A 10,372-nucleotide genomic window follows, 5' to 3' on the forward strand; every position below is an offset into this window, starting at 1 on the left:
TTGCTTCATTGAAAAGCTCGGCGATTGGTGTCCGGAGATTTTGCCAAATCAGGAAGTCTTTTTCAGGATTTCCTTAGAACGGAGTTTCAAGGGGCACATCTTGAAAAACTTCGAGTTTCTCGTTGGGGCAGTGGTGGAGACTTCATCTCACCGACTTTTTGCGGATTGACGCTCACCAATGACGGTTTCAAATGTCATGACGCTCAACTCATTTTGTGGGCTGGCACCCTCACCGGAAAAGTTTACGAGTACATTGGGCCGTTCACTGACGGGATACCAGACCTCTCTGTCGGTATTGGCTTATGGTTCTATGAGGACGTCCGACAAGAGGCCAGTGACTACCTGATAGCGCTGTGCGAGAAGCTCAACAGCCCGGAGAAAGGGACGTGGGTACTGGAGACCCACTCTCGCGATGGTAGGGGGCCAATTATCTTGCTGTCGATTCGTCGATCTCTCATCGACTTGCATGTTCAAGCTGCTGGCGGCGACTTGGACGATATCGCCAGTGAGTTCTTTTCAACTCACAGCAAGTCACTTCTAATTGAGCTTTCAGCTCCACACTTGGAAACCGGTAGGAGCGCTGATCAGTTTCTGTATGAGATGGTTGCTGCAGAACAGATCACCGTTGATTTAATTGACCCTGAGTGACTGCTCCTGGCCGAAACCGGCCGCTGGCTAGCTCCGAAGAGGGATTTGCGTGTAACTATCCACGAAACTCCACTCTGATTGGCACGCCCCTGCTAGACTCTTGATATTAGCAGTACTTTTAAAACAAGATTTGACATAAATATAAAGACAGTCGATCATTTAACGAATACTACAATCCAACCAAATCCTTTAGAACATGAGACGATCTATAAAAAATGGACAAACGAAAAAAAAGAACTAGAACTCACATTATCGCCTCATTAAGCGTAAACAATCTCGAGTACCATGTAATAAAAAAAGGATATACGCTTGACGTCCCTGCTGAAGATTACGGCTATGATGCACTGATTTTTACATTCAACAAAAAAGGTGAGATAGATACAGGAACAATTTTTGTCCAAATAAAAGCAAAAGAAAAACTAGAGTTACAGAAAAACTCTTTTTATTCATACCCGTTAAAAAAGAAAGATTTAGACTTGTGGTATGATGAACCCTATCCTGTATACCTTGTTCTTTACAATGCCCAGGATGAAAAAGCTTATTGGACAGAAATGAAAGAAAATCTTAAAGCACGAAAAATCAAACCAGCAAAAATAAAGAACGACACACTAACCGTATACATAGACCCAAATAACATTCTTCTTCCAGAAACACCAAAGCAATGGCGAGATCACAAGCAATCCATTACCAAACGAATACTGGCCGGACTATATAAATGAAATTTAAAAATACAGTTGATCGGGATCAGCTCATAAAGCTAATGACCAAATCGGGCTTCATCCAGAGATCGAAAGGGTCTCACGGAATATTCATACATGCGGAACGCAAAATTATTATAACCATACCGCTAGCGCATAAAGACATTCCTTCCATTTATAGTCGATCAGTTTACAAACAATTGACCGATAGCAAATTAATCCCAGAATCGTCCCTGCTAGAAATTTTCACCATTCAATAAATAATTACTCCTCACTATCAATGCGACTCTGCCCCGCTAGTGATTGAAGGTGATCGCGCACTCCAATCTCTACGAACGCAAAAGACTGTCCTCTAGTTATTATAAAGCTGGCTTTATGGGTAGCAGTTGCATGCTTCACTTCCGGCTTGCTCGGTGCTTTAGCTGAAAAACCACCGACGGCCTCACCGTGTATAGAATCACCAACATTACACCCAGAAGTTTTATTTACCAACGTCTCACTCTTACTAAACTCTTTCTTTACCGTTGCATAACCAAAAATACTTAACTTGAAAGGATATATCAACAAGTTCAGATCTTTATTTCTCTTCGGCTGGTGAAGTGTAAATTTCCTACACTTCAACTCAAGACCATCCCCTTCTACAGACGCCCCAACTGCCGAACTATTCATTCCCGACTCTCACTCAACATTAACTGCACTTTCGGGTATTTATCAGCTAAAAACTCAAGCGCCTCAACTACAACTTCTTGCGAGCAGGCAAGCATATTTGAAAAGTCCGAAGTAGTATAATCAAGATTTGTAAGCCTCAAAACTCTATCAATCATACTTGCAACTTGATATTTATCTTTATCAACCTCATCCACAACGGAACTTTCGGCTATCAACTCAAATTCTTCTTCAGATATTTGCTCAAGCAAATAAGCAGCATAACTTGAATTAAAATCAATAAGACGATGCTGCCACTCTACGACCTCCGTCAAAGCAGAGATATCAGACCGCCAACCAGCTTGCACTATTGAAAGTCTCGCTAAAAAGCTATTAGTGTCTACAACCCCTATCTCCGTTATCGTTGAGTTAGTTTTTCTTGATACTCGCGCCATCAAATCAAAGCCATCATCAACTGCTTCATTAATATCTGCAGCCGTTGAGTGACTTTGACCGACCAGTGTTTGATATTCGAATATATCCCTCATCATCATTCAAACTCCATAATATCGTACAGGTCCTTTTCAAGGTATGCAGACATTATAGCAAGAACTTGGTCAATGCCCGTGTAGATATATCCAGGTAGACTTGTCTGCGGCTTATTATTCACATCAATCCGTACACTTACCCCAACTTCAACCACCGCAAACGATGAAATATCATATTCTCGCTGCTGGGAGTTTATTTCACCACGCCTTTTTTCGTAAACATCAAACTCGATATTTAGAAAAACATTACCTTGTAGTAGATAGCCAACTTTTATAGAAGTACTAGCAACAGATGCGCTTGGACTTATCTTGAGAAACCTATCAAACAATTTCTGACTAAGCTCTTCCTTCGAGCACTCCGAAGGGAAACTAACTGTCAAAACTATAGCGTTTTCTTGGAGGCTAGTTTCAGCTCGAAATTTCTGTATCTTTGTCTCTACATCCAAGATATTTTTTATGACAATATTGAATTGTTCGTTTATTTCTTTTTCCGCGCTTTCAAACCCCAATGTTAATTGAGAAGAAACTTGGCTTAAGATGAGTTGTTTGTGCCCACCCTGAAATATTAGGCGAGGAGCATTCGCGTCAAAGTCATCAGGTAAATTTGTCTGCTGGGACTGCGCGCCAAAATATTTACTGAAAATATTTTCCGCTTGCTCCTGCTGATATCGTATGTGTTTGTCCTGACTATTTCTAACCAAGTAAATAGCTTGGGAGATATAACCTTTTTTTACGTCGACAATCGACATATGTATTCCTAGATAACCAAATTGAACGTAACTACGTTTATTAAGCCAAGATCAGTCGCCGAGACAGAGCGGCTGAAGCTCGATGGTCGCTGACTCCAAGCGTCCAGCACCATTTGACATTGTATAGTGGTGAATAGGTGTTTACGCAAGCTCCCCCGACTCTCACCCCCACATTGAATCTCCAGCTTCATGCGTTCTCAGATCATACGTCGGTAGACAGAGCAGCACCGCCTCAACCTTAAGAGTGAATTCCAGACCAGATCACTTGAGCCGTCAACATCGCTCGGTCGATGGAGGTGGGTGTGGAACCGCTCGAGCTGCTGAACGCGCCACCCGCCGACATCCGTCTAAATGCAGGTCGACAATTTTCTGTCCCGCGTCGAGAAATGCATCACCCTTGAGGATCTGCAACACATGTCGGATCGCGTGATGGGCACGGATCTCAAATGATTCAATATGGAGGTTTGAGGTTCCTGTACCACGGCAAATACCAAACGGCTGCTTTTGGCCGATTACTGCCGGTGGAGACGGGTAGCAATCTACCCATTGCAGCCGGTCAGCACCGGCAGAAATCGGCCAATAGCAGACAGATCGTTCTACAGCCTCGGCGCTTTGTATCAGCCAGCAGAGCACTAGCGCAGAGAGGAAAAATACTGAGTAGGCGGTTTACCCAGGGCTTTTTTGAACATCGTGATGAATGCATTAACAGAGTCATATCCCAGGATGCCCGCCACACGTTGCACGGATACCCCCTCCGCCAAATGACTCAGTGCGATCATCAAATGCAATTGTTGACGCCAGCGTCCGAAGCTCAGCCCGGTCGTGCTTTCTACAAGCCTGGCCAGCGTTCGTTCACTAGTTGCAAGCCGAGTGGCCCACTCGCGCAACGTGGTTCGGTCACCTGGATAGGAGAAGAGCGTATCCGCGATTTGTTTGATCTTGGGGTGGTCTGATATCGGCAAATGCAGCTCTTTCAGCGGAGCATCGGAAAGCTGCTCAAGCAGCGCTGCAACCAGCCGCGCTGTCTTGCCCTCGGAATCGTAAGCAGGTTCCTGTTCAGCGAGATGCAGGATCATCTCCCGAACAAGGGGCGTAATGGCAACCGTGCAGCATTCTTCAGGCATGGCTGCCGCACTGGGCTCAACGAACAGAAAGCAGGTCCGGGCGTTTTCGGTCACTCGGCAACTGTGCGGCGTGCCGCCCGGAATCCATACGGCGTGCTGGGGAGGGACAAGCCAGAGTGCATTTTGCACCTCACAGCTCACTGCGCCATGCAAAGACAGGATCAGCTGGCCTTTGCGATGATCATGCGGGCGGGCACCCGAATCATTGAGGTCAGGCGCAACCTTGAGGGCAATCGCTGCCTGGGTGAAAAGGTCTGAATCGAAATCTTCCGGCGAGGAAACGACATTTTTTGAGCTTGGCATAATTTAGGTATCAGGTGTCCTTATATCTATATTAGACAGTTCTGAAGTTCTCTACAGTTGTCTTCTTTTAAGAGGACAGATAAAGAATATGTCAGATACAAAAAACAAGTGGCATGCCATCGCGCTCGTCGCAGGCATTCTGCTTATCGCCGTGAACCTGCGCGTTCCCTTTACCAGCATCGCGCCCGTTGTGCCGCTGATCCAGAATGATTTTGGCTTGAGTGCCTCAGCTCTAGGCCTGCTTACTTCACTGCCATTACTTGCCTTTGCAGCCTTCTCCCCGCTCAGCGCATCGGTCGCCCGGAGGTTCGGCATCGAGCGCACGCTTTTCGGTGCACTGTTGGTCATTTCAGCGGGCATCCTGCTCCGTTCCGCAAGCAGTGCCTGGGCGTTGTACGCCGGTACGGTATTGATAGGCACCGGGATCGCCCTGGGCAACGTGCTGCTGCCCGGCCTGATCAAACGCGACTTCTCAACAAAAATGGCGTCCATGACCGGCGCTTACTCCATCACGATGGGCGCAGCAGGCGCTGTCGGTTCAGCCGTAATAGTGCCGCTGACCCAATCATGGGGATGGCCGATTGCCCTGAGTTTGTTGGTCGCAGCCCCATTGTTGGCGCTGGTGGTGTGGCTGCCGCAGTTGAGAAAACACGAACACGTAAATCTGTCCGGTCCGAAACAAGCGCCAACCGTGGCCGTCTGGCGTTCGCCGCTGGCATGGCAGGTCACACTGTTCATGGGGCTGAACGCGATGCCTTTTTATGTCGCAGTCGGCTGGCTGCCGACCATTCTGATGGACCATGGCATATCCCCGGAGCAAGCAGGCACGGTACACGGCACGCTTCAACTGACCACGGCCATTCCCGGCTTGATTCTGGCAGCCACGCTTCGCCGTCTCAAAGACCAGAAACTGGCAGCCGCTACCGTCAGCCTGTTAACCGCCTCATCCCTGATCGGGCTCATTTACGCGCCAGACTACGCCGTGTTGTGGGCCGCGCTCCTGGGCTTCGGCTCTGGTGCCAGCATGATGCTCGGCCTGACCTTCATCGGCTTGCGCACAAAAAATGCCGGTGACACGGCGGCACTTTCAGGAATGGCGCAGTGCGTCGGCTACCTGATGGCAGCCGCAGGCCCCTTGCTGCTGGGCCAACTGCACGACTGGACAGGTGGCTGGACAGCACCGCTGCTGATCACAGCCGCAATCTCCGTAGCCGGCGCATTCACCGGCATGCTGGCCGGGCGCAACGTTCAACTTGAACCTGCTGAATCATCGTCGCGAACAAGCCCAGCAACCCAGTCAGCGAATGCGCTCACAGCTGGCGATAGAAAGCGCTGATGCGGGTATAGCAGGTGCACAGGAACCGATGCGGGCTGCCAGTCAGCAAGCACTTCAACCAGCCGCCCTTCTCGCAGATGCTCGCTGACCACGTTCTCAGCGAGCTGCACCAGCCCTAAACCTTCAAGGCACATTTTGATGTAAAGCCCAGTCTCGTTGACAGCCGCTGTGCCGTTCACCGGGACTGAGATTTTTTCGGTGCCACGGGCAAAGCGCATTTCACCTGCTTGCCTTGCGCGGCCCGAGAAGTAATGGATGGCCCGGTGGTGAGACAAATCTTGCGGAGTTTGCGGAGTACCGTTCTCTTCGAGATAGGCGACAGAAGCACAGGTCACCCAGCGAAACCGGCCGAGTGGGCGCGCAACGAGCGTTGAGTCATCGAGCTCGCCTGTACGAATGACGCAATCGACACCCTCCTGAATCAGATCAACCTGCCGGTCATTGACGCCTATCATCAGGTAGATATCCGGGTAGCGCCGGTAAAAGTCTTGCAGATTTGGCATGACGATGAAGTGTGCAATGCCACCCGGCATATCGACACGCAAACGCCCCTGTGGCCGTTTTACGGAATCCGTCAGGCTGATCTCTGTGTGTTCGATCAGCTCCAATATTTCCCTGCATTGCGCCAGATATTGAGCGCCCTCAGGCGTCAGGCTGACTCGCCGCGTTGTTCTGTTCAGCAGGCGCACCTGCAAGTACTTCTCAAGATTTTTAACGCTGCTGGTAACTGTTGAGGCTGGCAGAGAGAGCGTCTGCGCCGCCTGGATAAAGCTTCCTGCTTGAGCCACACGTACGAAAACCTGCATCGCTTGAATACGGTCCATGACTGTTAGCAGCCTCAAAGCAGTGATCGGGAAAGGCCTTATTATTCGTAGAAACTGAATAATTAAAACAGTTTTACCACCTTTTTCCCGCAGTATCGCCTTGCGTACATTGCTTCCAACGAAATTTGAAGAGGTGTACAGAAAATGGCTGAATATAACCGCAGCATCGTGCAGGCACCGGCCGCTCCGGCCGCCCGCACACTTATCCGCGGCGCCACTGTACTGAGCATGGATGGCGATATCGGCAATCTGGCGCGCGGCGATATCCTTATCGAAGGCAGCACCATCACGGCCATAGGTGAAAACCTTGAGGCCGGCGACGCTATGGTTATCGAGGCATCCGGCATGATTGCCATGCCGGGCATGGTCGATACGCACCGTCACTCCTGGGAAGGGCAACTGCGTCGAATCAATCCGAATGCCGAAACCCTGGAAGACTACTGCAACGCCACGCACTTCTCGTTCGCCAAATACTATCGCCCGGCTGACATGTATATCGGCAACCTGCTAACTGCATTGGGCTGCATCGATGCCGGCATCACCACCGTGGTCGATAACTCTCACAACAGCCGCACCGGCGCGCACTCCGATGCTGCGGTCGAGGCGCTGCTCGATGCTGGTATCCGGTCTGTACACGCCTCCGGTGCGCCAGTTTCCGGAGAGTGGGACAAAGCCCACTGGCCGGGCAACCTGGAGCGTCTCCAGGAAAAATACGTCAATAACGGTGACAACCCGCTGCTCTCGCTGGCGGTGATGGCGCAGCTGGAACCTGAGCTGTGGGCTGAGGCGCGGCGTCTGGGGCTGCCGATCATCACCGAATTTTTTGGCGGGGACATGGCTGCTGAGTTGGAGGCTTTGCATCGCGAGGGCCTGCTGCGCCCCGATAACATCTTCAACCACTGCACCTCGCTGCCGGACGCCGGCTGGAAAATCCTTCGCGAGGCTGGCGTGCGGGTCAACGTATGCCCGCGTTCAGATGCCCACTACGGCATTGAAGATGGAATGTTCGCCATGCAGTCGGCCCAGCGTCACGACATCAGCCCGGGTCTGAGTGTTGACAACGAAACCTCCTACAGTGGTGACATGTTCATGGAGATGCGGGTGGCGTTCTACCTGCAGCGCGTTATGGGCATGCATCAGCAGCGCTGCTGCGGCGCAGATCATCATCCGGTCGTGACCCTGGCCGCTCATGGCCTGCTCAAAGCTGCCACTGTTGACGGCGCCACCTGTGCCGGATTGCAGGACAAAGTCGGCAGCCTGGCCCCTGGCAAACAGGCCGACCTGATCCTTATCAGCGCGCAGGACATCAACCTTTACCCATCAGGCAACGCATTCGGCACCGTTGTACACGCGGCCGAACGCAGCAATGTCGACACGGTCATGATTGGCGGGCGCATCGTCAAGCGCGGCGGCAAGGTGCTGGGCGTGGACAGCGAAAGGCTGCGTGCGGCGATCGACGAATCCCGTGAGCATCTGTTTGCTGCTGCAGGCTATCAGCCGGATATTTTTGCCGAGACATTCATGCCGCTTGAGTCAGCCAAGTAAGGAGGCGCGATATGAACGCAGCTTACTACCTGCTGGCCGTCTGCGCGGGGCTTGGCATCACCCTGCAGACCACGCTGAATGGCCAACTCGCTAAAGGCGTGGGTGGAGATTCCGTAGCGGCGGCGCTGTTCTCATTTACTGCCGGAGCGGTATGCCTGGGCGTCTTTTCATTGATGCGTGGCGGGATAGTGGCCTCACTGGCGGCTATACCTGCCCAGCCCTGGTGGAGCCTGCTGGGCGGTCTGCTGGGTGCCGGTGCCTTGCTTAGCTATGTGGTGCTTGCGCCAAAAATCGGTCTATCAGCCCTGCTGGGCCTCGCTATCGCAGGTCAGATTATCTCGTCACTGGTTATCGATCATTTCGGATTGATGGGGGCATCGGAAAGGCCAGTGTCTCTCGTCAAGTTGGCAGGGTCGATGGTGATGCTCGCAGGCCTGGCCATCGCCCTGTTCGGTGACAGGTGGTCAGCGCTTTTCTCCAACTGACTGCCTTGTTTGCCCATCCTGTTTCGTAGGACGCAACCATGTTTGAAGCCCTAACCGACACCACCAGTCTTCTTGGCGAGTGCCCTGTCTGGTGTGAAAGAACCGAACGCCTGTTCTGGACCGACATCCCCTGCTGCGAGTTGCGTGCTCTGGACCCCGAAAGAGGCGAAGTACAGCGTTGGTCCCTGCCAGAGCCGCTAGGGTCATTTGCCCTCACGGCAGACGAGGACGTATTGCTGATGGGATTGGCATCCTGCCTGGGCTACTACAACCTGAGCACCGGTCGTTTCAGCAAAATCACAGCCACCCCTGGCGTGCCCGGAACCCGGATCAATGATGGCCGCTGCGACCGCATGGGCAACTTTGTATTCAGCACAATGGAGCCGGTGAGCAGGTGCAAACCATAGGCAGATTTCATCGGGTCAACGCGGCAGCGCTCGAGACAGAAACTCTGGACCTTCCCGCAGTGGCGATCCCGAACAGCATCTGTTTTAGCCCGGACGGTTCCACCATGTATTACGCGGACTCCCTGCAAGGATGCATTTTCTGCTGCGATTACCCGTCGCTAGAAAACCAGCGTGTATTCACTACAGTCAACGGTCAGGGTGCTCCAGACGGTTCTTGTATTGATGCGCAGGGTTTTCTCTGGAATGCCGAATGGGGCGGCAGCAGGGTGGTGCGTTACGCGCCAGACGGCAGAGTTGACCGTGTGATCGAATCCCCGTGTGTTCGGACCACTTGCCCAGTATTAGGGGGCCCCGGTTATGCAACGCTGTACAGCACCAGCGCACGGATAGGGCTGAATAAGCCGACAGATTTCGATGGCACGCTGATAAAAGCCGAAGCCGTTTTAGCTGCCGGATCCCCTGAAGAGCGATTTACAGGACGACTGCACTGAATAGTGGGTGCTAGCCTGTCGCGCCGTTCTGAATGCCAACTGGGTAGACGCGTATGAATGACCGCTTCTGGCCGATTGGTGCCTTCACGAGCGGCAGCTATGGGTCGATATCTGCCTATCGATCTGCGCTGCAATCAAGGACGCAGCCCGTCGTCGTCATCTGTTGCAGATTCGTTTAACACACCCTTTCCCTAAGCGAGTACGTCGTCATCTATCGACCATTTGTTGTCACATTGCGCGCCTGAAGAACGCCTTCAGACCCTCTGTTGTCGTCCGTCGTCGATCCGCCGCTGTCATACGGCACATTGTAGCTGTGAAAGCCCCTTACTTCCGGGACTGTAGCGACGACACTTTCTCACGACACCCCTTAGCTTGACGACGCCCCCCTTTATAACACCCCTTAACCTGCACAAGACGCCCTGAAAAACCTGTACCCCAGCAACCATGCGGGTTGCAGCAGCAACACCTCTTCACGACACCCCTTACCTGGGCGACAAAACCCCTTTACGACACCCCTTAACCTGTAAAGGCACCCTAAAAAACCTGAAACCCAGTAACCATGCGGGCTA

Annotated in this window: 13 protein-coding genes; 8 read left to right on the top strand and 5 right to left on the bottom strand. The window is 51.9% G+C overall.

Annotated elements, in window-relative coordinates:
* The first annotated feature begins 27 nt into the window (after positions 1-27).
* From ACEN2T_RS29700 to ACEN2T_RS29710, 3 genes are all read left to right on the top strand, one after another.
* Positions 28-648 (top strand): hypothetical protein, encoded by a 621-nt coding sequence (locus ACEN2T_RS29700; RefSeq protein ID WP_442117976.1) that lies wholly within the window; start codon positions 28-30, stop codon positions 646-648.
* Between the two features lie 215 nt (positions 649-863).
* Positions 864-1,367: a DUF4365 domain-containing protein gene (locus tag ACEN2T_RS29705; RefSeq protein ID WP_442117977.1), complete on the top strand. Its 504-nt coding sequence runs from the start codon at positions 864-866 to the stop codon at positions 1,365-1,367.
* Positions 1,364-1,606 (top strand): type II toxin-antitoxin system HicA family toxin, encoded by a 243-nt coding sequence (locus ACEN2T_RS29710; RefSeq protein WP_442117978.1) that lies wholly within the window; start codon positions 1,364-1,366, stop codon positions 1,604-1,606. The genes ACEN2T_RS29705 and ACEN2T_RS29710 overlap by 4 nt, the downstream gene beginning before the upstream one ends.
* 4 nt (positions 1,607-1,610) lie before the next feature.
* Here the strand turns inward: ACEN2T_RS29710 and ACEN2T_RS29715 are convergent, their stop codons facing one another.
* The 4 genes from ACEN2T_RS29715 to ACEN2T_RS29730 form a co-directional block, all read right to left on the bottom strand.
* Positions 1,611-2,015 (bottom strand): hypothetical protein, encoded by a 405-nt coding sequence (locus tag ACEN2T_RS29715; RefSeq protein ID WP_442117979.1) that lies wholly within the window; start codon positions 2,013-2,015, stop codon positions 1,611-1,613.
* Positions 2,012-2,545 (bottom strand): hypothetical protein, encoded by a 534-nt coding sequence (locus ACEN2T_RS29720; protein WP_442117980.1) that lies wholly within the window; start codon positions 2,543-2,545, stop codon positions 2,012-2,014. The genes ACEN2T_RS29715 and ACEN2T_RS29720 overlap by 4 nt, the downstream gene beginning before the upstream one ends.
* Positions 2,542-3,288 (bottom strand): hypothetical protein, encoded by a 747-nt coding sequence (locus tag ACEN2T_RS29725; protein ID WP_442117981.1) that lies wholly within the window; start codon positions 3,286-3,288, stop codon positions 2,542-2,544. Before ACEN2T_RS29725 ends, ACEN2T_RS29720 begins: the two co-directional genes overlap by 4 nt.
* Positions 3,289-3,920: 632 nt before the next feature.
* On the bottom strand, positions 3,921-4,715 hold the full coding sequence (locus tag ACEN2T_RS29730; protein WP_442117982.1) for an AraC family transcriptional regulator: 795 nt from the start codon (positions 4,713-4,715) through the stop codon (positions 3,921-3,923).
* Positions 4,716-4,803: 88 nt separating this feature from the next.
* On the opposite strand from ACEN2T_RS29730, the gene ACEN2T_RS29735 reads away from it, so the two are divergent.
* On the top strand, positions 4,804-6,051 hold the full coding sequence (locus ACEN2T_RS29735; protein WP_442117983.1) for an MFS transporter: 1,248 nt from the start codon (positions 4,804-4,806) through the stop codon (positions 6,049-6,051).
* Here ACEN2T_RS29735 and ACEN2T_RS29740 read toward each other — a convergent pair.
* The gene (locus tag ACEN2T_RS29740) at positions 5,964-6,875 is read right to left on the bottom strand and encodes a LysR family transcriptional regulator (protein ID WP_426221904.1); all 912 of its coding nucleotides are present in this window, start codon (positions 6,873-6,875) and stop codon (positions 5,964-5,966) included. The two genes, ACEN2T_RS29735 and ACEN2T_RS29740, sit on opposite strands and share 88 nt — an antisense overlap.
* Positions 6,876-7,019: 144 nt before the next feature.
* Between ACEN2T_RS29740 and ACEN2T_RS29745 the strand changes: the two genes are divergently transcribed.
* Genes ACEN2T_RS29745 through ACEN2T_RS29760 form a run of 4 tightly spaced genes read left to right on the top strand, consistent with a single transcriptional unit; the run spans position 7,020 to position 9,803 of the window.
* A complete protein-coding gene (locus tag ACEN2T_RS29745) occupies positions 7,020-8,420 on the top strand; it encodes an amidohydrolase family protein (RefSeq protein ID WP_426221903.1) in 1,401 nt (466 codons plus the stop codon).
* Between the two features lie 11 nt (positions 8,421-8,431).
* Entirely contained in the window at positions 8,432-8,905 is a 474-nt protein-coding gene (locus ACEN2T_RS29750) for a DMT family transporter (protein WP_093544652.1), read from the top strand.
* A gap of 38 nt (positions 8,906-8,943) precedes the next feature.
* Positions 8,944-9,312 (top strand): SMP-30/gluconolactonase/LRE family protein, encoded by a 369-nt coding sequence (locus ACEN2T_RS29755; protein WP_442117984.1) that lies wholly within the window; start codon positions 8,944-8,946, stop codon positions 9,310-9,312.
* Entirely contained in the window at positions 9,300-9,803 is a 504-nt protein-coding gene (locus ACEN2T_RS29760; RefSeq protein WP_442117985.1) for an SMP-30/gluconolactonase/LRE family protein, read from the top strand. The genes ACEN2T_RS29755 and ACEN2T_RS29760 overlap by 13 nt, the downstream gene beginning before the upstream one ends.
* Positions 9,804-10,372: the final 569 nt, after the last annotated feature.

This window comes from Pseudomonas sp. W22_MBD1_FP4 (assembly GCF_052113765.1).
GTDB classification, from domain to species: Bacteria; Pseudomonadota; Gammaproteobacteria; order Pseudomonadales; family Pseudomonadaceae; genus Aquipseudomonas; species Aquipseudomonas sivasensis.

Coding starts and splice junctions, on each gene's coding strand:
- ACEN2T_RS29705 (WP_442117977.1), top strand. CDS start 864: ATGGACAAACGAAAAAAAAGAACTAGAACTCACATTATCGCCTCATTA.
- ACEN2T_RS29710 (WP_442117978.1), top strand. CDS start 1,364: ATGAAATTTAAAAATACAGTTGATCGGGATCAGCTCATAAAGCTAATG.
- ACEN2T_RS29715 (WP_442117979.1), bottom strand. CDS start 2,015: ATGAATAGTTCGGCAGTTGGGGCGTCTGTAGAAGGGGATGGTCTTGAG.
- ACEN2T_RS29720 (WP_442117980.1), bottom strand. CDS start 2,545: ATGATGATGAGGGATATATTCGAATATCAAACACTGGTCGGTCAAAGT.
- ACEN2T_RS29725 (WP_442117981.1), bottom strand. CDS start 3,288: ATGTCGATTGTCGACGTAAAAAAAGGTTATATCTCCCAAGCTATTTAC.
- ACEN2T_RS29730 (WP_442117982.1), bottom strand. CDS start 4,715: ATGCCAAGCTCAAAAAATGTCGTTTCCTCGCCGGAAGATTTCGATTCA.
- ACEN2T_RS29735 (WP_442117983.1), top strand. CDS start 4,804: ATGTCAGATACAAAAAACAAGTGGCATGCCATCGCGCTCGTCGCAGGC.
- ACEN2T_RS29740 (WP_426221904.1), bottom strand. CDS start 6,875: ATGGACCGTATTCAAGCGATGCAGGTTTTCGTACGTGTGGCTCAAGCA.
- ACEN2T_RS29745 (WP_426221903.1), top strand. CDS start 7,020: ATGGCTGAATATAACCGCAGCATCGTGCAGGCACCGGCCGCTCCGGCC.
- ACEN2T_RS29750 (WP_093544652.1), top strand. CDS start 8,432: ATGAACGCAGCTTACTACCTGCTGGCCGTCTGCGCGGGGCTTGGCATC.
- ACEN2T_RS29755 (WP_442117984.1), top strand. CDS start 8,944: ATGTTTGAAGCCCTAACCGACACCACCAGTCTTCTTGGCGAGTGCCCT.